Origin of the sequence: Caballeronia sp. GAWG1-5s-s (assembly GCF_023631445.1) — a bacterium.
GTDB lineage: Bacteria > Pseudomonadota > Gammaproteobacteria > Burkholderiales > Burkholderiaceae > Caballeronia.
In genome coordinates, this window is record NZ_JALQDC010000023.1 from 14,857 (window position 1) to 38,305 (window position 23,449).

General features: G+C 65.2%; 25 protein-coding genes. 11 read left to right on the forward strand and 14 right to left on the reverse strand.

The window, feature by feature from the left end; translation table 11 throughout:
* Positions 1 to 4 precede the first annotated feature (4 nt).
* The gene (locus tag NCR34_RS16525; RefSeq protein WP_250500536.1) at positions 5 to 445 is read left to right on the forward strand and encodes a hypothetical protein; all 441 of its coding nucleotides are present in this window, start codon (positions 5 to 7) and stop codon (positions 443 to 445) included.
* Between the two features lie 9 nt (positions 446 to 454).
* Here NCR34_RS16525 and NCR34_RS16530 read toward each other — a convergent pair whose 3' ends face one another.
* Positions 455 to 1,591, reverse strand: a complete 1,137-nt coding sequence (locus tag NCR34_RS16530) for a TAXI family TRAP transporter solute-binding subunit (protein WP_250500537.1) — start codon at positions 1,589 to 1,591, stop codon at positions 455 to 457.
* Between the two features lie 185 nt (positions 1,592 to 1,776).
* Complete coding sequence (locus tag NCR34_RS16535; protein WP_250500538.1) at positions 1,777 to 3,579, reverse strand: zinc ribbon domain-containing protein; 1,803 nt, start codon at positions 3,577 to 3,579, stop codon at positions 1,777 to 1,779.
* Between NCR34_RS16535 and NCR34_RS16540 the strand changes: the two genes are divergently transcribed.
* The gene (locus NCR34_RS16540; RefSeq protein WP_250500539.1) at positions 3,542 to 4,141 is read left to right on the forward strand and encodes a hypothetical protein; all 600 of its coding nucleotides are present in this window, start codon (positions 3,542 to 3,544) and stop codon (positions 4,139 to 4,141) included. The two genes, NCR34_RS16535 and NCR34_RS16540, sit on opposite strands and share 38 nt — an antisense overlap.
* A gap of 201 nt (positions 4,142 to 4,342) precedes the next feature.
* On the opposite strand, the gene NCR34_RS16545 is transcribed toward NCR34_RS16540, so the two are convergent.
* Complete coding sequence (locus tag NCR34_RS16545; protein WP_250500540.1) at positions 4,343 to 5,926, reverse strand: aldehyde dehydrogenase (NADP(+)); 1,584 nt, start codon at positions 5,924 to 5,926, stop codon at positions 4,343 to 4,345.
* A gap of 151 nt (positions 5,927 to 6,077) precedes the next feature.
* On the opposite strand from NCR34_RS16545, the gene NCR34_RS16550 reads away from it, so the two are divergent.
* Positions 6,078 to 7,013: a LysR family transcriptional regulator gene (locus NCR34_RS16550; RefSeq protein WP_250500541.1), complete on the forward strand. Its 936-nt coding sequence runs from the start codon at positions 6,078 to 6,080 to the stop codon at positions 7,011 to 7,013.
* A 7-nt stretch (positions 7,014 to 7,020) separates the two neighbouring features.
* Here NCR34_RS16550 and tam read toward each other — a convergent pair whose 3' ends face one another.
* The gene (tam, locus tag NCR34_RS16555; protein WP_250500542.1) at positions 7,021 to 7,797 is read right to left on the reverse strand and encodes a trans-aconitate 2-methyltransferase; all 777 of its coding nucleotides are present in this window, start codon (positions 7,795 to 7,797) and stop codon (positions 7,021 to 7,023) included.
* 256 nt (positions 7,798 to 8,053) lie between these two features.
* Here tam and NCR34_RS16560 point away from each other — a divergent pair, with 256 nt between their 5' ends.
* Complete coding sequence (locus tag NCR34_RS16560; RefSeq protein WP_250500543.1) at positions 8,054 to 9,283, forward strand: sensor histidine kinase; 1,230 nt, start codon at positions 8,054 to 8,056, stop codon at positions 9,281 to 9,283.
* 71 nt (positions 9,284 to 9,354) lie between these two features.
* Here the strand turns inward: NCR34_RS16560 and ahpF are convergent, their stop codons facing one another.
* Both ahpF and ahpC read right to left on the reverse strand, forming a co-directional pair.
* Positions 9,355 to 10,941 carry an alkyl hydroperoxide reductase subunit F gene (gene ahpF, locus NCR34_RS16565; RefSeq protein ID WP_250500544.1) on the reverse strand — a complete coding sequence of 529 codons (1,587 nt, stop codon included), beginning with the start codon at positions 10,939 to 10,941 and terminating at the stop codon, positions 9,355 to 9,357.
* Positions 10,942 to 11,092: 151 nt separating this feature from the next.
* Complete coding sequence (gene ahpC, locus NCR34_RS16570; RefSeq protein ID WP_175941980.1) at positions 11,093 to 11,656, reverse strand: alkyl hydroperoxide reductase subunit C; 564 nt, start codon at positions 11,654 to 11,656, stop codon at positions 11,093 to 11,095.
* 197 nt (positions 11,657 to 11,853) lie between these two features.
* On the opposite strand from ahpC, the gene NCR34_RS16575 reads away from it, so the two are divergent.
* Both NCR34_RS16575 and ribA read left to right on the forward strand, forming a co-directional pair.
* On the forward strand, positions 11,854 to 12,549 hold the full coding sequence (locus tag NCR34_RS16575) for an NADPH-dependent F420 reductase (RefSeq protein ID WP_250500545.1): 696 nt from the start codon (positions 11,854 to 11,856) through the stop codon (positions 12,547 to 12,549).
* Between the two features lie 142 nt (positions 12,550 to 12,691).
* Positions 12,692 to 13,360 carry a GTP cyclohydrolase II gene (ribA, locus tag NCR34_RS16580; protein ID WP_244850281.1) on the forward strand — a complete coding sequence of 223 codons (669 nt, stop codon included), beginning with the start codon at positions 12,692 to 12,694 and terminating at the stop codon, positions 13,358 to 13,360.
* Between the two features lie 24 nt (positions 13,361 to 13,384).
* Here ribA and NCR34_RS16585 read toward each other — a convergent pair whose 3' ends face one another.
* The 3 genes from NCR34_RS16585 to NCR34_RS16595 all read right to left on the reverse strand — a co-directional run bounded on the left by NCR34_RS16585 (position 13,385) and on the right by NCR34_RS16595 (position 17,073).
* A complete protein-coding gene (locus tag NCR34_RS16585; protein ID WP_502800099.1) occupies positions 13,385 to 14,122 on the reverse strand; it encodes a 2OG-Fe(II) oxygenase in 738 nt (245 codons plus the stop codon).
* A gap of 91 nt (positions 14,123 to 14,213) precedes the next feature.
* Positions 14,214 to 14,705 carry a hemerythrin domain-containing protein gene (locus NCR34_RS16590; protein ID WP_175941974.1) on the reverse strand — a complete coding sequence of 164 codons (492 nt, stop codon included), beginning with the start codon at positions 14,703 to 14,705 and terminating at the stop codon, positions 14,214 to 14,216.
* Positions 14,706 to 14,763: 58 nt separating this feature from the next.
* Positions 14,764 to 17,073: an ATP-dependent DNA helicase gene (locus tag NCR34_RS16595; protein ID WP_250500547.1), complete on the reverse strand. Its 2,310-nt coding sequence runs from the start codon at positions 17,071 to 17,073 to the stop codon at positions 14,764 to 14,766.
* 95 nt (positions 17,074 to 17,168) lie between these two features.
* Here NCR34_RS16595 and NCR34_RS28035 point away from each other — a divergent pair, with 95 nt between their 5' ends.
* Together NCR34_RS28035 and NCR34_RS16600 are read left to right on the forward strand one after the other, a co-directional pair.
* Positions 17,169 to 17,303 (forward strand): hypothetical protein, encoded by a 135-nt coding sequence (locus tag NCR34_RS28035; RefSeq protein WP_255774964.1) that lies wholly within the window; start codon positions 17,169 to 17,171, stop codon positions 17,301 to 17,303.
* Positions 17,304 to 17,342: 39 nt separating this feature from the next.
* Complete coding sequence (locus tag NCR34_RS16600) at positions 17,343 to 17,711, forward strand: DOPA 4,5-dioxygenase family protein (RefSeq protein ID WP_250500548.1); 369 nt, start codon at positions 17,343 to 17,345, stop codon at positions 17,709 to 17,711.
* 59 nt (positions 17,712 to 17,770) lie between these two features.
* Here NCR34_RS16600 and NCR34_RS16605 read toward each other — a convergent pair whose 3' ends face one another.
* The 3 genes from NCR34_RS16605 to NCR34_RS16615 form a co-directional block, all read right to left on the reverse strand.
* Entirely contained in the window at positions 17,771 to 18,355 is a 585-nt protein-coding gene (locus NCR34_RS16605) for a phasin family protein (RefSeq protein WP_248323165.1), read from the reverse strand.
* A 268-nt stretch (positions 18,356 to 18,623) separates the two neighbouring features.
* Positions 18,624 to 19,025 carry a hypothetical protein gene (locus NCR34_RS16610; RefSeq protein ID WP_250500549.1) on the reverse strand — a complete coding sequence of 134 codons (402 nt, stop codon included), beginning with the start codon at positions 19,023 to 19,025 and terminating at the stop codon, positions 18,624 to 18,626.
* Positions 19,026 to 19,116: 91 nt separating this feature from the next.
* Positions 19,117 to 20,037, reverse strand: a complete 921-nt coding sequence (locus NCR34_RS16615; protein WP_250500550.1) for a DMT family transporter — start codon at positions 20,035 to 20,037, stop codon at positions 19,117 to 19,119.
* Between the two features lie 299 nt (positions 20,038 to 20,336).
* Between NCR34_RS16615 and NCR34_RS16620 the strand changes: the two genes are divergently transcribed.
* The gene (locus NCR34_RS16620) at positions 20,337 to 20,552 is read left to right on the forward strand and encodes a hypothetical protein (protein ID WP_250500551.1); all 216 of its coding nucleotides are present in this window, start codon (positions 20,337 to 20,339) and stop codon (positions 20,550 to 20,552) included.
* A gap of 18 nt (positions 20,553 to 20,570) precedes the next feature.
* Here the strand turns inward: NCR34_RS16620 and NCR34_RS16625 are convergent, their stop codons facing one another.
* Complete coding sequence (locus NCR34_RS16625) at positions 20,571 to 21,026, reverse strand: hypothetical protein (RefSeq protein ID WP_250500552.1); 456 nt, start codon at positions 21,024 to 21,026, stop codon at positions 20,571 to 20,573.
* Between the two features lie 279 nt (positions 21,027 to 21,305).
* Between NCR34_RS16625 and NCR34_RS16630 the strand changes: the two genes are divergently transcribed.
* Positions 21,306 to 21,692, forward strand: coding sequence for a hypothetical protein (locus tag NCR34_RS16630; RefSeq protein ID WP_250500553.1), 387 nt, complete (start codon positions 21,306 to 21,308; stop codon positions 21,690 to 21,692).
* A 12-nt stretch (positions 21,693 to 21,704) separates the two neighbouring features.
* Here NCR34_RS16630 and NCR34_RS16635 read toward each other — a convergent pair whose 3' ends face one another.
* A complete protein-coding gene (locus NCR34_RS16635) occupies positions 21,705 to 21,872 on the reverse strand; it encodes a hypothetical protein (protein WP_175941958.1) in 168 nt (55 codons plus the stop codon).
* A gap of 526 nt (positions 21,873 to 22,398) precedes the next feature.
* On the opposite strand from NCR34_RS16635, the gene NCR34_RS16640 reads away from it, so the two are divergent.
* Entirely contained in the window at positions 22,399 to 23,226 is an 828-nt protein-coding gene (locus NCR34_RS16640) for a helix-turn-helix domain-containing protein (RefSeq protein ID WP_502800093.1), read from the forward strand.
* The last annotated feature ends 223 nt before the right edge of the window (positions 23,227 to 23,449 follow it).

The following is a 23,449-nucleotide window of genomic DNA, read 5'->3' on the forward strand; positions in this document are numbered from 1 at the left end:
GAAGATGAACCGATCAGCGAATGCTTACGACATGAGACAGGCTGCGGCCGGACGCGCCCCGCGGCTCGTTTGCCGCACGGAACACGAGGAGAGTCCGCCGTTCGCGTGGGTCATGCTGGTCTTCTTCGCGGCGATGTGCGGCGGCGCAGGTGTCACCTGCGCGTTCGACAGCATGGCGGCCGGCTGGATGGCGGGCGTCGCCATCCTCGCGGCGCTGGGCGGCGCCATCGACCACTGGTTCGCGGGCGCGGCGGCGCTTGAACGCCGCCTCGAAGCGCGTTCGCGGGCGCGACATCGCGCGCTCCACAAATCGGCCTGCAAGGGCGGCCTCGCGGCGCAACGCCGGTTTCGCTCGGGCGCGACGACACGCGAATGGACTTCGATCTCGGCTTATCGCAGATACCCGCCGTTCGAGTCCGCGTTCATGCCGTCGCTTCGAGGCTAGCGCCGCGCGTTACTGGTCGCAGAGCAGCAGCAGCTTTTCCTGCGCGGTGCAGGATGACTTCTTCTTCTGCGCGGCGGCGTCCGTGCCGCGCGCCGACACGGTCTGCGCCGAGCCCTGCGACTGCGCGAGCGCCGCGCGCTTGGCGATGCACGCGCGCAAGTGCTTTTCCATCGGCGGATAGTATTTCCAGCCGCGCGTGAGCGGCGGTAATTCGAGGTGGACCTGCTTCCACTTCGGATGCCCGCTCGCCTGGAGCGTATCGAAATTGGCGCAGAGCGAATCCGCGAACTTCGACAGCGCGCCGACCGTGCCGCGCAGACCGTAGTCGTACGTGACGAGGAACGCCTTCACGGTCAGCGTCGGCGTGTCTTCCTGAATCCAGTTCGGGTAGCTCGTCGTGCGGATGGTCGCGGGGAAATACGTCTGCTTTGCGCGAGCCGTTTCAGGCGCGGACGGGTCGAGGCGCAGCAGCTTGATCTGCTGAAGCAACTCGGGGTTCATGTCCTGAAACAGCTTGGCGGGCTGGCCGGCGACGATGACCGCGACGTCGATCTTGCGCACGATGAGCTTGGCAAGCGCGTCTTCGTTGTTGTAGTGCTGCTCGTTGGCTTCGGGAATCGGCTCGCCGAACATCAGCCGGTACAGCGTTTCCGCGGACTGCGCCGTGCCGCTGCCGATCGGCCCGACGCTGATGTTCTTGCCCTTGATCTCGTTGATATTCTTGAGCGGCGAATCCGAACGCACGACGAAATAAATCTCCTCGTCGTACAGCGGCATGATGAGCCGCAGCGGCTGAATGATCCGGCCGGCCTCGGCGTTGCCGGAGTTCGCCATGTCGAGGTAAGCCTGATACACGTCCGACTGCACCAGCGCGAACTTCACGCCGGGCTCATAGCGCATGCGCTGGACGTTTTCGGCCGATCCTTTCGACGGCAGCACTTCGAGGTCCATGCCGGCGGGCTCCGCCACGTACTTCGACAAATCCTGCCCGATCTGAATATAGGTGCCGCGTTCCTGCCCGGTTGTGATTTTGTACGGCACGGGATCGGCCGCGTAGCCGGCTTGCGCGGCACAGGCGAGTCCGACGAAAGCGCAGAGGGCGAACGCCCTCCGCGCGGCAATCCGCATGAATTGGCTGGAGACCATGATTGACCCTTGAGTCGAGTTGGACGGGTTCTTTGAAAGTCACGCGACGCGCGGGCGTCGCGTGATACGGGTGATGCGGTAATGCCGGTAATGCCGGTAATGCCGGTAATGCCGGTAATGCCGGTAATGCAGGTAATGCCGGTAATGCCGGTAATGCGATAGCGCGGAGGCGATGCGGAAACCGGTCAGCGCGCGGTCGCGGGCCTTTCGTTGCCGCTGCTCCAGCCGTATTGCTTGATGGCGCGCTCCACATCGTCGGTCTTGTCGGCGTCCATGCGCGCCGTCACGCTCGACGCCCCGAAGGATGTTGCCGTGCGCGCGGTGCCGCTGACGGTGGTCGTGGGCAGCGTGCTCGCGGTGGCGGTCGCGACGGTCGTCGTGGCGACCGCCGGACGCTCGATGCTGGCGGGCCGCACGGCCTGCGAGCCGGACGGCAATGCGTGCGCGGCTTGCGGCTGGATCGCGGCAGCCTGCGGCAGAAGCGGCGGCACTGACGATTGCGGGCCCGCAGGCGTCGCGCGCTGGGTCGGCGCGGCAGCCGGCGCAGGCGACGGCGTAGGCACAGGCCGCGCTGCCGGCGCGACATACATGCCGTTCGGCGCGGCGGGGGCGACATACATCTCGCCCTGCACGCTGCTCGGCGCGACATACATGCCGTTGCTGTTCGGCGGGCTCGTCGCGACATACATGCCGTTACCGGACTCCTGAGCCTGCGCCGGCGCGGCGGTCGACGGCTTGGCCGCAGCCGGAGCGGCGGGCGCGGCGGCGACAGGCTCGGTCGCTGCGGGCGTGGCAGGCTTGGCCGGAGACGCGACGCTGGGCGACGGCGGGAGAATCGTGGCCGCGACCATCGCGTTCGTCGCGGCTTGCGCGCGCGCGATCTTCTCGGCGCGCGATGTGTATTCGGCGGCGCGGGCGTCGTCGAGCGCGGCCTGCCGGGCGGCCGCAGCGGCAGCGGCGGCCGCCGCCGCGTTCGCGCTGCGTTGTCCGCTGCGCTTGTCGGGCGCGGGCTTCGCGGCCAGGGCGTCGGTCTTGTCCGCCTGCGGAGCCGATGCAACGTTTGCCTGCGCAGCAACGGCAGCGGGCGGCGTCGCTGCCGCAGCGGGCGCCGGCGTGACGCTGCCGGCAACGGCGGTGCCGGTATTCGGGACGTCGGTGGGACTGCCGGCCGTGGTGCCTTTCTTTGCGCCTTGCGGCGTCGCGACGAGCCAGCCGGCATGCGTGATCACGCGCTCCAGCATGGCTTGCGACTCGGCATTGCCGCCATCGAGCGCGAGCGCCTCGGCGGCGTTCTGCTGCACGCACGCCCACGCGGACGTGCGTTCGCAGGCCCGCGCCAGTTGCAGCGCCGCGTCGCGTTGCTGTTCGCGTTTGACGAGCTCGTCTTTCAGCGCGTCGAACTCGGGGCGCGCCTGCTCGCGAGCCGGCAGCGCCTTCATCCGGGCGCGCGCCAGCGTCAGATCGTGCTGGTCCAGCGCCGCGCGCGTGCCTTGCAGCGGATCGCCGGGAGCGAGTGTCGACGCGCCAGTTTTCGCCGCGCCGGGAGCTTGTTGCGCGGGCGCGTCGGCGGAAGGGCTGGCGTCGGTCGAATTGGATGCATCGGTTGCGCCGCGCCCGAAAGGACCGAGTTTCGCGTCGATGGCACCGGACGCGCTCAGTTCCCCTGAAGCCGGGCGGTCGTCCGCGCCGTATTGCATGTAGGCGACGCCGCCCGCCACGAGCGCGAGCGCGCACGCGCCGGCGATGAGCGTCTTGCTGCCGCGCCATCGGTCGGGGCCGGGCAGGGCGTCCGGATCGTTGCTCGGATCGGCGTAAGCGTTGCGCGCGGATTGCTCGACGCGCTTTGCCCGGTGCTCGGCGGCCTTCTGCGCGATGCGTTCGCTCGCGCGCTTCGGGTCCCAGCCGCCGGCCCAGCCGGAACCCATGCCGGGTTCGCCATCGTCGACGGGCGTGGAAGCGGACGCCGAAACGAACGGCGGATTCGACATCTGTTGCTCGAACATGTTGGCGCGCGGACGTGCCGCGCCGCCGCGTTTGCGGCCGAAAGCCGCGCTGCGATCGGCGCCGCAGTTCGGGCAACTGTCGGCGTTTTTGCGCACGGTGCTGCCGCAGCGCTGGCAGACGACGGAAAACATGGATGCGGGAAACGTCAAACGCGTGGTCATGCTGAAGCCCTCGAAGGACATGTGCGATAACGTGGCCGCCGTGCGCCCGGCTCGTATGAACGCCGGGGCGTCCGGGCGGCAGCAATCCTTCGTATTGTTTCCTCTTCCGGTCAAGCTGGCCGGCGGAAGACGAAATCCGAATATGGCGTCAACCCTCGACGCACGTCAATTGCGTTTCGCACCTACTTCGGGCCGCCCGACGGCGGCGGCTGCGCGGTGGCTCCGTGCTGCGTGTCGTCTCGCGCCTGCCGTCAAGCGGCGGCGCATGGCCCTCGTCGGATGCGAATGCGCAATCGATGCAGCCGCGACACCGTTCCGGTGCGCGCGCAGCGCCACGCTTCGCTACTCTCATCAGGATATTCTGGGCGCGGGGCCGCGGTGGTGAGACGCCATTCTTTAGCCGATAACCGACAATGGCCGGCGGCCGCTCGCTAAGCCGCTGATGCGAAAGGCGTTCCGGTGCGCGCGCCGTGTTGTTTTTGCACCGCCTCGGGCGCGGCATATGCTAGGCCCGGGTGATGCGAAGGATTCCGAACTATCGTGGGATGACGAATGGAGCGCCCCAAGGGGCGCTCCGTGGCAACGATCAGCTGGCCAGTTGCAGCTTGCCGTCGATACGGCGGTTCAGGCCGAGCGGATTATCTGACTTGACCGGATCGGGCAGCAGCGCTTCCGGCAGATCCTGATAGCTGACGGGCCGCAAGAAGCGGTTGATGGCGAGGCTGCCGACCGACGTCGAGCGGCCATCGGCCGTCGACGGATACGGGCCGCCGTGGACCATCGCGTGGCCCACTTCGACGCCCGTGCCGAAGCCGTTCACCAGAATACGGCCCGTGCGGCGTTCGAGCGGAGCCACGAAGCTGCGCGCGTCGGCGTAATCGGCTTCGTCGATCTGCAGCGCGGCGGTGAGCTGGCCTTCGAGCGATTCGATCAGCTCGCGCATCGTGGCGAGGTCCGGGCAGCGCACGACGAGCGACGACGCGCCGAAAATCTCGTCCTGCAGCGCGTGGTTCTCACGGAACGCGTCGGCGGTCGTGACGAAGAGCGCCGCCTGACCCTGATTGCCGCCCTGCGCCGGCAGGCCGCGAGCGGCGGTCTTCACGCCGTCGTGCGAAGCAATCTTCTCGACCGCGCCTTCGTACGCCTTGTGGATGCCGGGCGTGAGCATCGTCTGCGCGGCGGTTTCCTTGAGCGCGGCGGATGCGGCTTCGATGAACTTGTCGAGGTCCGGGCCATCGACTGCGAGCACCAGGCCGGGGTTCGTGCAGAACTGGCCTGCGCCCAGCACGAGCGACTGCACGAAACCACGCGCGATCGCTTCGGTGCGGTTCGCGAGCGCTGCCGGGAACAGCAGAACCGGGTTGATGCTGCTCATTTCCGCGTAAACCGGGATCGGCTCGGCGCGTTCGGCCGCGAGCTTCATCAGCGCCGTGCCGCCGCCGCGCGAACCCGTGAAACCGGCCGCCTTCACGCGATTGTCCTTCACCAGACCCTGGCCGATGTCGCGGCCGCTGTCGAAAAGCAGCGAGAACGTGCCTTCCGGCATGCCGCAGTCCTTCACGGCCTTTTGCACCGCGCGGCCGACGAGTTCCGCCGTGCCCGGATGCGCCGAGTGCGCCTTCGCGATCACCGGGCAACCCGCGGCCAGCGCAGACGCCGTGTCGCCGCCCGCGACGGAGAACGCCAGCGGGAAGTTGCTCGCGCCGAACACGGCGACCGGACCGACGCCGATATGACGCAGGCGCAGATCCACGCGCGGCATCGGCTTACGGTCGGGCTGCGGCGGGTCGATGCGCACGCCGAGGTAATCGCCGTTGCGCACCACATCCGCGAACATGCGCAGCTGGCCGACCGTGCGGCCGCGCTCGCCTTCCAGACGCCCGCGCGGCAGGCCGCTTTCGATCATGCAGCGTTCGATCAGGTCGTCGCCGATATCGAGGATGTTTTGCGCGATCGCTTCGAGAAACTTCGCGCGGGCTTCGGGCGCCGTTTCGCGATAGACGTCGAACGCGGCCCACGCGAGCGCGCACGCGCGGTCGAGATCGTCGAGCGTTGCGCCGCCGAATCCCGGTTCGATGGCTGCGCCCGTCGATGCGTTGACGGCCTTGATGGTGCCGTTCGTGCCGCGCACCGATTGCTGTCCGATGAGCAGGTTGCCTGTGAGTTCCATGGTGTCTCGTCCTTCCGTGATAGAGGGTCGCGACGCTTCCTTGGCGAGCGTCGTGCTGCGCCGACTATACGACCCGGCGAACGCGCCTGTATAGTGAAAGCTTTCCATCGCTTGATCGCTTTTTGGAATCACCGGCACTTCTTTTCTTACGATGAAGACGACTCTCGATGTCCTGATGTCGCGGCTGCGCATGAAGCAACTGCAACTGCTGATCGCGCTCGACGATCACAAGTCGCTGCACAAGGCGTCGAGCGCGATGGCGATGACCCAGTCCGCCGCGAGCAAGGCGCTCGCCGAACTGGAGTCCATGCTCGAAGCGCCGCTGTTCGAGCGCGCGAAAACGGGACTCATCCCGAATCCGTTCGGCCGCTGCGTGGTGCGCTATGCGCGCGTGCTGGCGGCCGATTTGTCCGCGCTCTGTCAGGAAGTCGCGCAGATTCGCGCGGGCACGGGCGGGCGGCTGACCGTCGGCACGATCATGGGCGCGGTGCCGGGCGTCGTCGCGCCGATGGTCAACGAGATGCACGCGAAGCACCCGGATCTCGCGGTCGAGATCGTCGAGGACACGAGCGCGAACATGCTCGCGATGCTGGACGACGGCCGCGTCGATCTCGTGATCGGGCGCGCGAGCGTGTCCGAGCAGCCGTCGAAGTATCACTATCAGCCGTTGACGGACGAGCCGCTGTGCATCGTGGCGGGACGCGCGCGCGGCGACGGGCAAGCGCGCGAAGCCGCGCTGGCGGATCTGGCGAACCGCCGCTGGGTCACGTATCCGAGCTATCTGCCGATGAGCGCGCTGCTCGAGCGCGAACTCGATCTCGCGGGTCTGCCGATGCCCGCCAATCCTATTTCGACGGCATCGCCGTTCGTCACGGTCACGCTGCTGCAGGAAAGTCCGGAGCTCGTATCGATTCTGCCAACGAGCGTCGCCCGCGTGTTCGAGCGCCACGGCATGCTGCGCGTGCTGCCGATACGCATGAAGCTCAAATCGCAGACGTATGGCATCGTGACGCGAAAGGGCGGCGCGCTTTCACCGGCCGCGCGCCAGTTCGTGCAGATGCTGCGGGACAACGGGCGGGCGCAGTAAGGCTGCATCAGCGTGTTGCGACGAAGAAGAGGCGCGGGAACGGCAGCAACACGGTGCCGTCGGCGAGAACCTCATAGGCCGATTTGAGCGCTTCGCGGTACTGGTCCAGAAAGGCGGTCTGTTCATCCGCCGAGAGCTTCGCGAGCATAGGCCGCAACGCGCTGCCCTTGAACCATTCGATGACGGCGTCGATGCCGCCTGCGAGCGGATGATGGTAGATGGTGCGCCACACATCGACGCGCTCGCAGTGCGGCGTGAGGCGCGCGTAGTACCAGTGCGCATCGTGGCGGAGCGTGCGCTCGGTGCCTGCGAGCCGCTCGCGCCACGGCCCGTTCGCCGCCACCTCGCGCATGAGCCTGTGAGAGGGCTCGTCGAGGTTGTCCGGCATCTGCACGGCGAGCCGTCCGCCGGGCGCGAGCAGGCTGACGAGTCGCGGCAGCAGCGTCTCGTGATCGGGAACCCACTGCAAGGACGCGTTCGCGAGTATCAGGTCGTACGGGCCGGCTTCGTTCCAGGTGGAGATATCCGCCAGCTCGAAGCGCAACTGCGGCAGGCGTTTGCGCGCGGCCGCGATCATGTCGGCGGAACTGTCGATGCCCACGATGCTCGCCTGCGGCGCATAGGCGAGCAGCGTCTCGGTCGAGTTGCCCGGCCCGCAGCCGAGATCCACCGCCGCGCGAACCGTCGCGCCCTGCGCCGCGTGAAGGAGATCGCGGACCGGCCGCGTGCGCTCCGCTTCGAAGACACTGTACTGCTTCGCTTCCCAGCCGCCCGATGAGGTCATTTTCTCTCCTGCAATTGCCGCGTCACGGGTACCGGAGCAATCTTGCACGATTCAGGCGGCGCGCGCGAGCATGAAGGGAGCGCCGCAGGTAAAGCTTGGCGCAAGTGCCCGATTAGACCGGTCGGATTTGCACTAGACACACCGCTGTCGGCCTATACTGCCGATGTATTTGCCGCACTGTCGAACTGTCGCACTTCCGGTCCAACGACCGGTCCTTCAGCGCCGTCTCCGGCGCGCAGAATTCGGAGAATCGCACATGCGCGACATTCCCGCCGACGGCATGAACGGACTCGTGGCCGCGCTGCGCACGCAGCAGGCCGCGCTGACCGAGAGATGGATGAAGCTCGTTTTCGGCGATCAGGAAGTCGAGCATTCGGACCAGCTCACGTATCGCCAGCTTGCGGATCATCTGCCGAGCATCCTCGAAGAAATTTGCAACGTCCTCGAAACGCGCAATCTGAGCGGGCAGGAAGGCGCGCTCGAGCACGACGCCCGCCAACACGGCCAATGGCGCTGGCAGCAAGGCTATCGCATCGACGAACTGGTGCGCGAGCTCGATCTCTTCAGACAGGTTCTGTTGTCCGCAATCGGCGAATACGCGGCGTCGCATGAGGACTTCAGCCGCGCGGACGAAGAATACGCGCGCCTCATGACCGACGAAGTGGTGAGCCTCGTCACGCTGGCATCGGTTCGCGAAGCGGTGACCGAGCGCGACCGGAAGATCGACGAATACACCGGCATGCTGGAGCGCGCGAATCAGGAACTGACGCTGCGCCAGCAGCTCATCGGCGATCTTTACGAGTCGCGCATGCAGGTCACGCGGCGCGTCGCGCATGATCTGCGCAATTTCCTCAATGTGTTCTCGACCGCGCTGCAACTGGCCGCGCGTTCGCCCGGCAGACGCGATACCGCTCTCGGGCTCGCGAACAGACAGGTGGTGGACATGGCGACGCTCGTCGACGAGATGGTCGAATACTCGAAGCTGTTAAGCGACGATTCCATGTTGACCGTGGACAGCTTCGATCTGGCTAGCCTGTTCGACGAACTGATGCAGTCGAGCCGCGTCGCCACCGAGGCGAAAGGGCTCAAATTAACCGGGCATGTCGATCCCACGCTCAGCACCGTGGTGTCGAACCGGCTGAAGGTCAAACAGGTCGCGCTGAATCTGCTGTCCAACGCGGTCAAGTACACGTCGTCGGGCGAGATCGTGTTGTCGATCACCGCCGCGCCCGAGGACCGCTGGCGGCTGCGCGTGGCCGATACCGGTGTCGGCATCAGCGAAGCGGATCAGGAGCGCGTGTTCGAGGAGTTCCAGCGCGCCGCCGGGGACGATATTCCCGGCACGGGGCTCGGTCTCGCCATCGTCAAGGAACTGACGCGCACGCTCGATGGCGAATTGCGCTTCCACTCGTCGAAGGGCCACGGAAGCGTGTTCGAAGTGACGTTTCCGCTGGTTCTGAAGCCCAAGAGCACGAGCGCGGAGTGAGCGCACGAAAGAAAAAAGGCGAACGGATCGCTCCGTTCGCCTTTCGTTCACTGCTACCGCTGACGGCTAACTTACGCGGCGACTGCTTCCTCTGCCGGCGCTTCGTCTTCCACCGATGCGCGGATCAGGTGATCGAACGCGCCGAGCGATGCCTTCGCGCCTTCGCCGACCGCGATCACGATCTGCTTGAACGGCACCGTCGTCACGTCGCCGGCGGCGAACACGCCCGGGACCGAGGTCGCGCCCTTCGCATCGACGACGATCTCGCCGTGCTTCGACAGCTCCACCGTGCCCTTGAGCCATTCGGTGTTCGGCACCAGACCGATCTGCACGAACACGCCTTCCAGTTCCACGCGGTGGCTCGCGCCCGTCGCGCGGTCCGTGTAGTTCAGGCCGTTGACCTTCTTGCCGTCGCCGGTGATTTCCGTGGTCTGCGCGCTCGTGACGATGGTCACGTTCGGCAGGCTGCGCAGCTTCTTCTGCAGCACCGCGTCAGCGCGCAGTTCCGCGCCGAATTCGATCAATGTCACCGCCGCCACCACGCCCGCCAGATCGATCGCCGCCTCGACGCCCGAATTGCCGCCACCGATCACGGCAACGCGCTTGCCCTTGAAGAGCGGGCCGTCGCAGTGCGGGCAGTACGCCACGCCGCGTCCGCGATACTCGCGTTCGCCCGGCACGTTGATTTCGCGCCAGCGCGCGCCGGTCGCCAGCACGATCGTCTTCGCCTTCAGCACCGCGCCGCTCGCCAGTTGCACTTCGTGGATGCGGCCGGGCACCAGCTTCTCGGCGCGCTGCACGTCCATCACGTCGACTTCGTAGCTCTTCACGTGCTGTTCGAGCGCCGTGGCGAACTTCGGTCCTTCCGTTTCCTGCACCGAGACGAAGTTCTCGATCGCCATGGTGTCGAGCACCTGACCGCCGAAGCGCTCGGCGACGACGCCCGTCGCGATGCCCTTGCGCGCCGCATAGATCGCCGCAGCCGCGCCAGCCGGCCCGCCGCCGACGATCAGCACGTCGAACACGGGCTTCTTCTCCAGTTCCTTCGCGGCACGGGCGGCCGAGCCGCTATCCAGCTTCGCGAGGATTTCCTTCACGCCGCTGCGGCCCTGGCCGAAGCTCTCGCCGTTCAGGAACATCGTCGGCACGGCCATGACCTGACGCTCTTCGACTTCGTTCTGGAAGAGCGCGCCGTCGATCGCGACGTGCTTGATGCGCGGGTTGATGATCGCCATCACGTTCAGCGCCTGCACGACTTCCGGGCAGTTCTGGCACGACAGCGAGAAATACGTCTCGAAGCGGTAGTCGCCGTCGAGATTGCGAATCTGTTCGATGGTCGCGTCATCCAGCTTGATCGGATGGCCGCCGGTTTGCAGCAGCGCCAGCACGAGCGACGTAAATTCGTGGCCCATCGGAATGCCCGCGAACTGGATGCCCGCGCCCTTGCCCGGCTCGCCGATGGTGAACGATGGACGACGCGCGGAGGCGTCCCCTTTCTCGACGACGCTGATCTGCGTCGACAGCGAAGCGATTTCGTCGAGCAGGCCCTTCAGCTCACGCGACTTGTCGCTGTCGTCGAGGAAGGCGACGAGCTCGATCGGCCGGGTGACCTTTTCCAGATAGGCTTTCAACTGATTCTTGAGGTTGGCGTCCAGCATGGCGTTGTCCGTTCCGTGGCGTTGTTCTTGGGATGTTGCGGACACGCTCCGACACGGCGCGCGAAGCGCCGCATCGAAAGCGTGTTTGGAGCTTTGACCTTGCCGCCGATTCAGCGACAAGGTCCGTGATGCGCTCGTCGAATGGCGAGGCTTAGATCTTGCCGATGAGGTCCAGCGACGGCGTCAGCGTTTCAGCGCCCGGCGTCCACTTGGCGGGGCAGACTTCGCCCGGGTGCGCTGCGACGTACTGGGCAGCCTGCACCTTGCGCAGCAGTTCGCCCGCGTCACGGCCGATGCCGTTGTCGTGAATTTCGCACAGCTTGATCTCGCCTTCCGGGTTGATCACGAACGTGCCACGCAGCGCCAGGCCTTCTTCTTCGATCAGCACGTCGAAGTTGCGCGAGATCGCGAGCGTCGGGTCGCCGATCATCGGATACTGGATCTTGGCGATCGTTTCCGACGTGTCGTGCCATGCCTTGTGCGTGAAGTGCGTATCGGTCGAAACGCCGTAGATTTCGACGCCCAGCTTCTTGAATTCTTCGTAACGATCAGCCAGATCGCCGAGTTCCGTCGGGCAGACGAACGTGAAGTCGGCCGGATAGAACACGAACACGGACCACTTGCCCTTCAGGTTTTCGTCGGTGATGGTCACGAAATCGCCGTTGTGATAAGCGGTGGCCTTGAACGGCTTGACTTGGCTGTTGATGATCGGCATTTAGCAGATTCCTCTAGCTGTGTTGTTGAAGGAGTGAATGGATTATGAACTAAAACTATCAATCCGTGGAAGTGGATTGATTTTATCATTCTAATTGATCTGGGCTATTGTGTCGATCCACCCGTTGCCACCCTGCGGCATCCGGCGGCATCCGGCTTGCGAAGAGGTCTGTCTCAATCGTCCATCAAGAGGTGTTCATGAAGATCGGAATCATTGGAGCGGGAAACATCGGACAGGTTCTGGCCGAGCATTTCACGAAGTGCGGCCATGACGTGAACATTGCCAACTCGCGCGGGCCGGATTCGCTGCGCGACGTCGAGCGGACCACCGGCGCGACCGCCGTTGAGGTGCGCGACGCGGTGAAGGGCGCGGAACTCATCGTCGTGACGATTCCGGAGTCGAAAGTGCCGGATTTGCCGAAGAATCTGTTCGCGGGCGTGCCGGAGAACGTCGTCGTGGTCGATACCGGCAACTACTATCCGCAGCAGCGCGACGGGCGCATCGAGGAGATCGAGAAGGGCATGCCGGAAAGCCGCTGGGTCGAACAGCAGATCGGCCGGCCGGTGGTGAAGGCGTTCAACAACATCTACGCGGCACATCTGCGCAAGGGCGGCAAGCCGGCGGGCACGCCGGGGCGCATTGCGCTGCCGGTATCGGGCGACGACCATCGCGCGAAGACCATCGTGATGAAGCTGATCGACGAGATCGGCTTCGATGCGGTGGACAACGGCGAGATCGACGACTCGTGGCGTCAGCAGCCCGCGACGCCCGTCTACACGGCGGACCTCGACGCAGCGGGCGTGCGCGAGGCGCTGAAGAAGGCCGATCCGGTGCGCAAGCCCGAATGGCGCGCGACCGACCGCAGTCCCGGCACGTTCGAGAATCCGGCGTGAGCGTCGACTAAGGGAAAGGAGTAAAGCCGGCGCGCGCCGTGCGACAATCTGCAAACTTTCCCGATGGGCCTTACCATGACATGCCGGGCCGGCGCAGCGCACACCGCCGCCGTTCCCGGCATCGTGGACTTGCTGATTGACTATGAAAACCGCTTCTCCCTCGCTGGACGTACAGAACTCTCATCACCGCTTCGGCGAATGCGCCGAATGCGCGGACGTCGAACTGGCCGCGACCGCCACCATTCCGACGCGCTACGGCACCTTCGGTTCGTACGTTTATCGCGTGAAGGAGACGGATGTCGAGCACATCGCGTTCGTGATGGGCGACGTGAGCAACGGCGAGTCCGTGCTCACGCGCCTGCATTCCGAATGCGTGACGGGCGACGTGTTCGGCTCGTATCGCTGCGACTGCGGCGAACAGCTCGACCTCGCGCTGCGCTATATCGCCGCCGAGAACCGCGGCATCTTGCTGTATCTGCGCGGTCACGAAGGGCGTGGCATCGGCCTCGCGAACAAGATTCGCGCGTATGCGTTGCAGGAGCAGGGGCTGGATACGGTCGATGCGAACCTGCACCTGGGCCTTCCCGACGACGCCCGCGAGTACGACTCCGCCGCCGCCATCCTGCGCGCGATGAACGTGAAGTCGGTGCGGCTGATGAGCAATAACCCGTCGAAGTTCGACACGCTTCTGCGCCACGACATCCCCGTGAGCGAGCGCGTGGCACTGGCCATTCCGATGCGCGAAGAGAACGAGCGCTACATCAAGACGAAGCAGGCGCGCTTCGGCCATTACTTCGATGAAAACGAATAGAGCGCTCGCGCTCGCCTTCGCGCCTCAACGCGCGTCGTGAAAGATCACGCCCAGCATATGACGCTTGCCTGAGCGCAGGCGGCTGACGCCATGCCGCATATTGACGCGATACGCGCCGCGCGTACCGTTCACCGGCCGTTGATGCACGGCGAAGAACACCGCGTCGCCTTGCGCGAGCGGCACGACTTCCACGCGCGACTGCATGCGCGGCCGCTGTTCCGTCATCACGAACTCGCCGCCGGTGAAGTCGCGTCCCGGCGCGGAGAGCAGAATTGCCGTCTGAATCGGGAAGACATGCTCGCCGTATAGGTCCTGATGCAGGCAGTTGTAGTCGCCCGGCACGTAGCGAAGGAGCAGCGGCGTCGGGCGCGTCTGGCCCGCGCGATGGCATCGCTCGATAAACGCCGCGTGTTCGTCCGGATAGCGCGTGTCGATGCGCATGACCTCGTTCCAGCGATTCGCGATCGGCGCCAGATGCCGGTAGGCCGCGCCGCGCACGGCATCGAGCACGTCGGGCAACGGATACGCGAAGTACTTGTACTCGCCGCGCCCGAAGCTGTGCCGCTCCATCACCACCCGGCTGCGAAAGCGCGCGTCGTCGTCGTAGAGCGCGGCGAGCGCCACGCATTCGTCGCGCGAAAAAAGGCCCGGCGCAACGGCCGAGCCCTGGCAGTCGAGTTGCGTGCCGAGATCGTTCCAGTCGAGCGCGTCGATGCGCCCGGGAATGTCCGCGCTCGCATCGGGTGCGAGCGCGCTGTCCATTGCCTTCATGCAGTTGCTCCGGATGTGCGTGTGCCGGTTCCCACTGTGCGCCTGACGCGCCGCCCGCACACTCCGGGTCTTGCTGCGCCATTCAGCGCGGCGTCGCCACTTCGGTGATGCGGTTTTGCAGCTCCGTCTTGCGCGCCTCGATCTTCTGGCCGAGCGCCGCGACGTCCAGCTTCGTCTTGCGGATTTCCTTGAAGAGCTCCGACTCCTCTTCCTCGACGTGATGCATCACGTTTTCCTTCAGCACGCGGAAGGTCGCGTCGAAGCCTTCGTCGCCGGCCTTCAGTTGCGTGAACTTCTCGATCAGCGTCTTGACGAGGAAGTGCTCGACGTAGGCTTCCTCGACATCGATCTTCTCGTCGTCGCTGCCGAAGGCTTCACGCGCGGCCGGATAGAGCAGCTCTTCTTCGACGATCGCGTGAATCGTCAGCAACTCGCAGGCGCGCTGAACGAGCGTCGACTTGCGTTCGAGGTCGTCTTTCGGCGCGCGGTCGAAGGCTTCGAACAACTGTTCGACAGCGCGATGGTCTTCTTCGAGAATCTTGAGCGCGTCGAGCGGTTCTTGTGCGGTGGACATCGGGCTTCTCCTTATGTGTGGCCGAGGCTTCGGACAGCCGCAGGCTCATGGGGTGCCGTTAACCAGCAAGAGCGATGCCCGCTGATCCCCGCTCGCGCAGCAGCTTGACGTCCCACCACGCCGGCAGGAGGCGCCGCACGTCGGCGCGGGCGAAGCGGTCGTCGATCAGATACAGCACGCCGCGGTCTTGCGGGCCGCGAATCACGCGCCCGGCCGCCTGCACGACCTTCTGCAAGCCCGGAAAAAGATAGGCGTAGGCGTAGCCGTCGCCGAATGCCGCGTGCATGCGCGCCTTCAGTTGCTCGTTCACCACGTTCAGTTGCGGCAGACCGAGCGTCGCGACAAATGCGCCGATGAGCCGCGTTCCCGGCAGATCGATCGCCTCGCCGAACGCGCCGCCGAGCACCGCGAAGCCGATGCCGCGCCCGTCCGGTTCGAAGCGGGCGAGGAACGCGTGCTGGTCGGCCTCGCTCATCCCGCGAGACTGTTGCCAGCAGACGATCGACGGATGGCGCCGTTCGAGCGCCGACGCCACTTGCGCGAGATAGTCGAAGCTGCTGAAGAAGCTCAGATAGTTGCCCGGCGCGCGGACGTATTGGGCGGCGATGAGGTCCGCGATGCGGTCGACGGAGCGTTCGCGGTCGCGAAAGCGCGTCGATACGTCGGCGACGGCGCGAACGTCGAGTTGATCGGCGGTGAACGGCGATTCGACGTCGATGCGCACGGTCGTCGCCGGCAGACCGAGCGTGTCGGCGTAGTAATGCGCGGGCGTGAGCGTCGCCGAGAAGAGCGCGACGCTATGGGCGCGGGCGAAGCGCGGCGCGAGATGCGGGCCGGGAATCAGGTTGCGCAGGCAGAACACCGCGCGGCCTTTGCCGGACAGCGTGATGTCGAAGATCGAATGCGCGCCGAAGCGCTCGGCGATGCGCGTGAAGTGCAGCGCGTCGAAATAGAAGCGCAGCACGTCCGGCGTGAACGCGTCCGGCTGCTCGGCCATCGTCTCCGTGAGCGCCGAGATCGCGTGTCCGAGCGCACTCAAAAGCGCCGCGGGCGGCTCGTCGTGCGCCGCGTAGTCGATGCCCGCCGCCAGTTGATCGCGGCTCGCGTCGCTGAAACTGCGACCGACGCGCGCCAGCATCCGCTTGAAAAACGGCGGCGCGCTCCGGCGCATCGCGTTGAAAGCGGCCTGATCGAGCGACGCCGAATACATGCCGCGCGCGCGTTCGACGAGGTTGTGCGCTTCGTCGACGAGCACGGCCACGCGCCAGCGATTCGCTTCCGCGAGCGCGAAGAGCATGGCGCTCGTGTCGAAGTAATAGTTGTAGTCGCCGACGATCACGTCCGCCCAGCGCGTCAATTCCTGGCTCAGATAGTACGGACAGACGGCGTGCTCGCGCGCCGCATCCGCCACCGACGCGCGATCCAGATGCTCCCGTTGCAGCGCGGCGGCGCGGGCAGCCGGCAGGCGATCGTAGAAGCCGCGCGCCAGCGGGCACGACTCGCCGTGACACGAGCGGTCGGGATGCTCGCACGCCTTGTCGCGCGCGACGAGTTCGACCACGCGCAGCGACTTCGGCGCGGACGCGGCGAGCGTCGAGAGAGCGTCGAGCGCCAACTGACGGCCCGCGCTTTTCGCGGTCAGAAAGTAGATCTTGTCGAGCTGCTGCGCGGGCCACGCCTTGAGTAGCGGAAACAGCGTGCCGATCGTCTTGCCGATGCCCGTCGGCGCTTCCGCGACGACGCATCGGCCGGACACCGCCGCGCGATACACCGCTTCGGCGAGCGCCCGCTGTCCGGGCCGGAACGCGCCGTGCGGAAAGACGAGCCCGGAAAGCGCCGCATCTCGCGCCGCGCGATGCCGCACTTCCTGCTCCGCCCACGCGATGAACCGCTGGCATTGGGCGTCGAAATGTTCTTTGAGCGCTTCGGCGGTCAGAGTCTCCGTGAGCACGGTCTCCGTCTGATCGACGATATCGAAGTACACAAGCGCGATGTCGATGCTGTCGAGCCCGAGCTTGCGACACATGAGATGGCCGTAGACGCGCGCCTGCGCCCAATGCAAATGCCGATGATTCTGCGGCATGGAATCGAGCTTGCCGCGATGCGTCTTGATTTCTTCGAGCCGGTTCAGCGCGGGATCGTAGCCATCCGCCCGGCCGCGCACGCGCAGCGGGCCGTAGTCTTCAGACAGCGCAAGTTCCTTCAGATAACCCGCCGGGCGGCGGCTCGTGACGGTGACGTGGCCAGCTACGCCTTCCTGCGCCGTGGGCGTCGGCGTGAAACGAAGGTCGAGATCGCCTTGCTTCGCGGTGAACTCGCAGAGCGCGCGCACGGCGACGGTGTAGGCGGGCTCGGAAACTGTACGCATGTACAGTAGTCTAGCACGCGGAATAACGGGCTTCGGCGGTGCGTTTAGTGGATGCGGCGTCGATCATGGTCGCCGTCCAACGAACGGAGGCATCTATGAAGTTAGCAAGAATCGTCGTGGTCGCTCTGGCGCTGGTGACGGCCGCGCTTGCCGGTTGTCAGACGGACGGCGGCGGCGCGTCGTACAACCGCTCGTCCAGCGGGAGCAGCAGCGGCGGCGGCGCGTATTAGAATCGGACGTCTCTCGACTCGCGACGGATGAATCGAACGATGGCACCCGACAACGCGCCCGCGGTATCAGGCTGGCACGCGCATGTCTATTTCGACGCCGCGAGCCGCGACGAGGCATGGCAGCTTCGGCAGGTGATCGCAGAGCGGTTCGCCGGCGACATCGAAAGCGGCGCGCTGACGCTCGGCCGCTTTCACGAACGTCCGGTCGGACCTCATCCGCTATGGTCTTTTCAGCTCGGCTTCGGCAGCGAGCGACTGACGGCGATGCTCGAATGGCTCGCGCTGAATCACGGCAAACTGGATGTGTTCATGCATCCGAATACGGGCGACGATCTGCGCGACCATCGCGATTCGGCGGTCTGGATCGGCCATTCGCACGAACTCGTGCTCACGGCCTTTTCCCGCTAACGCGCGAAGCGGAGCGCGCCCGCCTCGCGCGCGATGCTTAGTTGATGCTTACTCGATGCTTACTTCTTCGTGCCAGCCGGCTTGTTGGAGACGACGCGCACGGCGGGCGGCGTCGGCAAGCTGGCGGTCGCGGTTGCGCTCGCCTCGGTCTGCGCGGCTTCCACGACCTGGCGCGTCGAAGTGCGCGCCGCTTCGTAGGCCGAGTTCGCCGATTGCGTGGCGGAATCGATGACGGATTTCCACGCCGACACGACCGCCTCGCTGCCGAGCGGCGCGCTCGTGACAAGGCTTTCGACGATCGCCTGCGCGTTGCGCTGCGACTTCTCCAGTTGGTCTTGCGCCGCTTGCATGTAGGCGCCGCGCACGCCGGTAGCGATTTCGTTGACGTCCTGCCAATAGGCTTGCGCGCGCTGCGCGTTCGCTTGCATGCGGGCGTTCTGAACGGCGAAGAACTCCTGAATATCGCGGACGGAGAAGCTCTTGCCGATGAATTCCTGCTGCTCCGATAGAGCCGTCCGCAATGTGCGAACGTTCAGATCGATCAGTTTTTCGAAGCCCTGAACCGCCTGAGTGGCGAATCCGAAGGTGGCATCCAAGCCGGCCCGCTGGGTCGCGAGAAAGGTTTCTGGCGCAAGACTGCTCATGCTGGACTCCATTAGAAGTTGCTTCAGTTACGCGTGATTGTGCAGCGCAGCGAACGACTCATTCTAGAGAAAAGATAATGCCTGTCAATTCCCATCTTCAGGTATCGCGATAATCGCCTAATTGCGCGGGTGAACTGGGCTTGCATTAATCGGTATTAAGCGGTGATGTAATCCGCAGGCGATTCAACTGCACGATCGTCCGTATCAATGACGAGAACCGTATGGGGCCGGAAAAGGGTAAACACCGAGGCGCTCACGTGCCGATGCGTTATTTCCCCACTTGACGCTTCCCCTTGCTACTTGAAAGAATTCGGCCCTGCGTTTCGCAACAAGCACGCAGCGAGGAATTGCCTGTCACTGAGCCGTCACCGTGACTTCGTATGATTCCGACCTGCGCGAATATCAGCCGGCGCTGAACGGCGAAAATATAAAACGAGAGAGTTGAAGCAACATGGGCCGACATACCCAAACCATCGGACACCTTGAACGTAGTCACGAAGACAACACCCTGCGGCGCGCAATGGCCGCGCGACTCGATCGCGCGATGCAACGCGCCAACGTAAGCTCCGCCAAAGCGGCCAAATGGGTCGATGCGAGCGAACACGACGTGCAGTTCTGGCGGCGGGGCATTACGGTGCCGCCGCTTCACGCATTCAACCGTATCGCTCATGCACTCGATGTCGACGTGCATTGGCTCTGCACCGGCCAGACGCACGCAGCCTGAAACGTCGCTTAAAAAACGGCGGGCGTCGATCCGCCGGTTATTCGCGGCCGTGCATCAGCACGGTGCCGATTCCACTCGCGGCGATCACGCACATGCCGGCCGTCATCCACGCGTCGGGCGCCTGTCCGAATAACAGCCAGCTAAAGCATGATGCGAACGCGAGTTGCGCGTACGAGAAGGGCATAAGCACCGCGAGCGGCGCGCGCCGCAAAGCCTGAAGCATCAGCAATTGGCCGCCGGTGGCCATCGTCGCCATGAACGCGACAAGCAGCCAACTGCCGGCGCCGACGCGCGCGAGTTCCGGCAGCAGCTGCGCCTGATCGGCCCAGACGAGCGCGCACAGCACGACCGTCGCGACGAGCGCGGTCAGGAAGTTGGTCGTGATCGCGTCGTCCACGCGCGACAGGTGGCTCGATACCACCTGAAAGCACGCGAAGCTCGTCGCCGAGCCGATCGGCAAGATCACCGACCAGGTGAAATCGCTGCCGCCCGGCCGCACGATCAACAACATGCCGACGAAACCGAGCACGACCATCGCCCATTTTCCGCGCGAGACGTGGTCCTTCAGGACGAGCGCGGCGAGCAGCGTCGAGATCAGCGGCGCGAGCATCGCAAGGGAAGTGGTGACGGGAAGCGGCAAGTAGCGCAGGGCGGCGAACGTGCATGCCGAGTTCGTCAGCAGCAGCAGCGCGCGGACGATTTGCAGTTTGAGACTGCCGGTGTGGAAGGTGCGAAAGAGGCCGAACGCGCCGCGTCGCGCCTGCCAGACGCCGAGCACGATCATCTGGAACAGATAGCGCACCCACAACAGCGCGACGACCGGGACCGCAGCGCCGATCAGCTTGACCGTGGAATCGCTCGCCGCGAAGGCCGCCGTGGTCAGAATCATGATCGCGATGCCGGCACCGGCGCTGTCCGTCGCTACCGCGTACCGTGCCTTGCCCTCTAAGGTCGCCATCGAGTGTTCGCCGGTTGGTCATCCGTGGATCAGGACGGCGCTTTTAAGCCGTTGCTTCCATTCTGCGTACATCGACAGAAGCTGGCAAGGCGACAGTCAGCTTCCGCGAGCGGCTGTTGTGCCTTGGTCACGGCACTAAAAAATGTACTGGACGGTTCACTGCCAATGATTTTGCGATCGCCTGCGCCTCGAGAAAAGCGGAACGTCGAACGCGATTATTTTGCGCGAAAGGCTTCGCCATCCACGGATTGCCGCCTAGACTTAAAGTAATTTCTCAACGCTGCGGCGGGGAGACCACGATGAGAGCCAGACCAAGAGAAATGGTGCGTCTGCTCGCCACGCTGCGGCGTTCCGCGCAATGTCGAGCGCTGCGCGCGGCGGCGGCACAGGAGGCGGTGCGTCTCGCACAGCAGGAAGCGGAAGAGGAAGAGGCCGACGAGGCTGAGCCCGATTCGGCGTCATCCGGCGAAGCCGGCGCGCCTCGCGTCGAGACCGGGCACCGGCGCATGCATTAGAGCCACGGACGCCGCGCTTCAAGCGCGCGCGTGGTTTCGGTAAGGAGAAAAGCGCCAGTGACCGGCCGGGTCCTTCACGGCCACTGCGCCGTGCTCATGCAGCATGTCGCCGATCGCGCCGGGTTTGATGTCGTCGGTCATACGGATGATGAGAAGCGTGCGTTCGCGGCAACTGTCGTCGGATGCGGCGGGAGCGGGCGGCCGCGGCGCGAGCGGCTCGCGTGCAGCGAAGCGGTTGTGCGCGCCGACCACGCCCTGATGTTCGCCATGCGCGACGTACTCGGCCTCGTCTTCTTCGTGCGATGGCATCGCGAGCGCTTTGAGTTGCGCGTCGCCGTGGCCCGCGCGATACAGATGCGCGTCGTCTCGGGACAGTCCCGCCGTTTGCAGCGCGCGCAGCGCCTCGTGTCCGTCGCGATACGAGTCGAACACGCCTACGATTACCTGATTCGTCTGGTTTGCCGTCTGATGCATCGTCGCCCTCCGTCGGCCCGCCCACGCGCAGGCCGCCTGTTCGCGCCGTTATCGCGGGCGGGCGTCGCTGACCGGGATCGAACGACGGCGCCTGGCGATACATGCGCGTGTGTTGATCGTAAGACAAATGAAGCAACGGCCGTTCCCGCACGGGTGGACCTTTGGGCGCCGCCGCACTGGCAATTTTGCCGGGTTGCGACCCCAACGCGGATCGCCTAAAGTGTCTACCTTCTTTCAGACTCCGCGTGCCGCCAGCGGCGCGCCCCTCGCGAGGCCCGAATGACGGCGAAAGCGTGCGCGTGGATCTTCGTGCTGTGGGCAGCGAGCGCGGGTCCGGCGCGGGCGGCGCAGTGCTACGCCGACGGCGATATTGTCACGCTCGAAGGCACGGTGACGCGTCAGGCCACGCATCAGACCGACCCCGCAGCGAAGCCAGCGTGGGTGCTGTCGCTGGCAAGCCCGGTATGCGTCGTCAATGCGGGCAGCGGGCAGCAGGGCGGACGGCAGCAGTCGAATGTGTCGGCAGTGCAGATTATCGACGCCGAGCCCGGCGAAAACGCGCGCGTTCAACTCACGGGCAAACTGGTCACGGGCAACGTGAGCGCGTATTACGCGGTGCCGACAGCAATCTGGGTGCTGAAACAGCGCGTCCTGTCGGGACAGTAGTAATGGTGGCCGTCAAGCGGCTTTGGCGCGCGCCCGGCAGTATTGCGCGACGACCCATTGCAGCGGGCGTTCGTCGAGCTTGCGCTCTTCGGCGAAACGCATGATGGCATCGAGTTGCTGGCCGCTGCAACGAAAGGCCTCGCGGCGCGGTACGGAATGTTTGTTGATGTGCTTGGTCATGGCAATCCCTTTTTGCTTGGTTCTCAACGGACCTTGGGACCTTCCCCGGAGGGCAGGCTGGCCGAACGGTGACCCGTCCGTGCGCCTGCTGCTTTCGTCATTAGGCCGGATCGCGGCGATCCTGACCGGCTGCTAGCGCACATAGTCACCAGAACACTTGACTTTCCGCAAAGCGTGGGCCTGAGGCCGCGCTTGACGTCGGCGCGCGTGGAATTTTCTAATCCGCTCAGTCGTTTAGCATTTCACCAAGGCAATGAGGGATGCCGTCGCGGCATGCGACTGGCGAGGGACAAGAGCAGGCGCAGGAGACCGGAAGAAGGGAACAAAGGCGCTCGAAGGCGGCGGGCATCGCAAGGTGGCCGCCGCCCGGGCGCATCTGCCGAGCGCTAGATGATGTTGGTCGTGCGTCGACGACTCCACCAGAGTCCCGCGTCACCGAAAACATAGTGGGGAGAGCGCCAATATTGGCGTCGTTTTCGCGCCTCTATAATCGGCGCCATTCCGACTTGCGCGCCCCGAAGCACCGATGAGCACGACCGCACCCCTTGCTGGCAGCGCCTCGCCTCGCGCGTTCGAGGACATCGCGTCGCCCCGTGCCTCCGCTTTGCAGGACATGCTCGCGCATTTCGCGCTGCTCGCGCCGGTGTTCGACGCCATGCCCGACATCGTGTTCTTCGTGAAAGACCGCGAAGCGCGTTACGCCATGGTCAACAGCACGCTCGCCCGGCGCTGCGGCCACAAGGACGACAAAACCGCGCTCATCGGCAAAACCGCCGAAGACGTGTTTCCGCGCCGCTTCGGGCGGATCTACACGGCGCAGGATCAGGCGATCATCGCGCAGGGCGTGCAACTGATCGATCAGCTCGAATTGCATCTTTACCCCGGACGCGAGCCCGGCTGGTGCATGACCTGCAAGCAGCCGCTGCACGACGCAGAGGGGCGTATCGTCGGGCTGGCCGGCATTTCGCGCGACTTGCAGGCGGCCGAAAGCACGCACCCGGCGTATAGCCGGCTCGCGGCCGTCGTGCAGCACATTCAGGAAAATTACGTGCAGCCGCTCAATATGCGCGACCTCGCGAAAATGGCGGACATGTCCATCGCGCAACTCGAACGGTACTTTCACAAGGTCTTCCATCTGACGCCGCGGCAAGTGCTGCTCAAGACGCGGCTCGATGCCGCCACCGCGCTCTTGGTGACGCACGACAAAGTGACCGATGTCGCCGCGCTCTGCGGCTACACGGACCACAGCGCCTTCACGCGCCAGTTCAAGGCGACCGTCGGCATCACCCCGACGGAATATCGGGCGCTGGTGCAGACGAACGCGCCGCGCGTCGAGCAGTATGCAAACGTCTGACGGTAGAACAGGCGCGGCGCATGCCGGAATTACCGGCGGATGTGCCGTAACGGTGCAGGCAAATCCGTCCGAAATACGCGCGATGCGCCGTCTGACGGGGCTAAAACGTACGTCGGTCCGTTTTTTGCTCGATAACAATTGCTGGGACACGGCGGCCGGGCAGCATTTCACGCCGGCGGGTGCCCGGACACCGCGAGACGTTCAGCACCGGCGCACGCGCGGC

Bases quoted from the DNA above. Each gene is read 5' to 3' on its own strand.
- NCR34_RS16525 (WP_250500536.1), top strand. From the start codon at position 5: ATGAACCGATCAGCGAATGCTTACGACATGAGACAGGCTGCGGCCGGA.
- NCR34_RS16530 (WP_250500537.1), bottom strand. From the start codon at position 1,591: ATGGTCTCCAGCCAATTCATGCGGATTGCCGCGCGGAGGGCGTTCGCC.
- NCR34_RS16535 (WP_250500538.1), bottom strand. From the start codon at position 3,579: ATGTCGAATCCGCCGTTCGTTTCGGCGTCCGCTTCCACGCCCGTCGAC.
- NCR34_RS16545 (WP_250500540.1), bottom strand. From the start codon at position 5,926: ATGGAACTCACAGGCAACCTGCTCATCGGACAGCAATCGGTGCGCGGC.
- NCR34_RS16550 (WP_250500541.1), top strand. From the start codon at position 6,078: ATGAAGACGACTCTCGATGTCCTGATGTCGCGGCTGCGCATGAAGCAA.
- tam (WP_250500542.1), bottom strand. From the start codon at position 7,797: ATGACCTCATCGGGCGGCTGGGAAGCGAAGCAGTACAGTGTCTTCGAA.
- NCR34_RS16560 (WP_250500543.1), top strand. From the start codon at position 8,054: ATGCGCGACATTCCCGCCGACGGCATGAACGGACTCGTGGCCGCGCTG.
- ahpF (WP_250500544.1), bottom strand. From the start codon at position 10,941: ATGCTGGACGCCAACCTCAAGAATCAGTTGAAAGCCTATCTGGAAAAG.
- ahpC (WP_175941980.1), bottom strand. From the start codon at position 11,656: ATGCCGATCATCAACAGCCAAGTCAAGCCGTTCAAGGCCACCGCTTAT.
- NCR34_RS16575 (WP_250500545.1), top strand. From the start codon at position 11,854: ATGAAGATCGGAATCATTGGAGCGGGAAACATCGGACAGGTTCTGGCC.
- ribA (WP_244850281.1), top strand. From the start codon at position 12,692: ATGAAAACCGCTTCTCCCTCGCTGGACGTACAGAACTCTCATCACCGC.
- NCR34_RS16585 (WP_502800099.1), bottom strand. From the start codon at position 14,122: ATGGACAGCGCGCTCGCACCCGATGCGAGCGCGGACATTCCCGGGCGC.
- NCR34_RS16590 (WP_175941974.1), bottom strand. From the start codon at position 14,705: ATGTCCACCGCACAAGAACCGCTCGACGCGCTCAAGATTCTCGAAGAA.
- NCR34_RS16595 (WP_250500547.1), bottom strand. From the start codon at position 17,073: ATGCGTACAGTTTCCGAGCCCGCCTACACCGTCGCCGTGCGCGCGCTC.
- NCR34_RS28035 (WP_255774964.1), top strand. From the start codon at position 17,169: ATGAAGTTAGCAAGAATCGTCGTGGTCGCTCTGGCGCTGGTGACGGCC.
- NCR34_RS16600 (WP_250500548.1), top strand. From the start codon at position 17,343: ATGGCACCCGACAACGCGCCCGCGGTATCAGGCTGGCACGCGCATGTC.
- NCR34_RS16605 (WP_248323165.1), bottom strand. From the start codon at position 18,355: ATGAGCAGTCTTGCGCCAGAAACCTTTCTCGCGACCCAGCGGGCCGGC.
- NCR34_RS16610 (WP_250500549.1), bottom strand. From the start codon at position 19,025: ATGAGCGATACGGTTGAATGCGTGAAGCGGCGGCACCGTAATGCCCCG.
- NCR34_RS16615 (WP_250500550.1), bottom strand. From the start codon at position 20,037: ATGGCGACCTTAGAGGGCAAGGCACGGTACGCGGTAGCGACGGACAGC.
- NCR34_RS16620 (WP_250500551.1), top strand. From the start codon at position 20,337: ATGAGAGCCAGACCAAGAGAAATGGTGCGTCTGCTCGCCACGCTGCGG.
- NCR34_RS16625 (WP_250500552.1), bottom strand. From the start codon at position 21,026: ATGCATCAGACGGCAAACCAGACGAATCAGGTAATCGTAGGCGTGTTC.
- NCR34_RS16630 (WP_250500553.1), top strand. From the start codon at position 21,306: ATGACGGCGAAAGCGTGCGCGTGGATCTTCGTGCTGTGGGCAGCGAGC.
- NCR34_RS16635 (WP_175941958.1), bottom strand. From the start codon at position 21,872: ATGACCAAGCACATCAACAAACATTCCGTACCGCGCCGCGAGGCCTTT.
- NCR34_RS16640 (WP_502800093.1), top strand. From the start codon at position 22,399: ATGAGCACGACCGCACCCCTTGCTGGCAGCGCCTCGCCTCGCGCGTTC.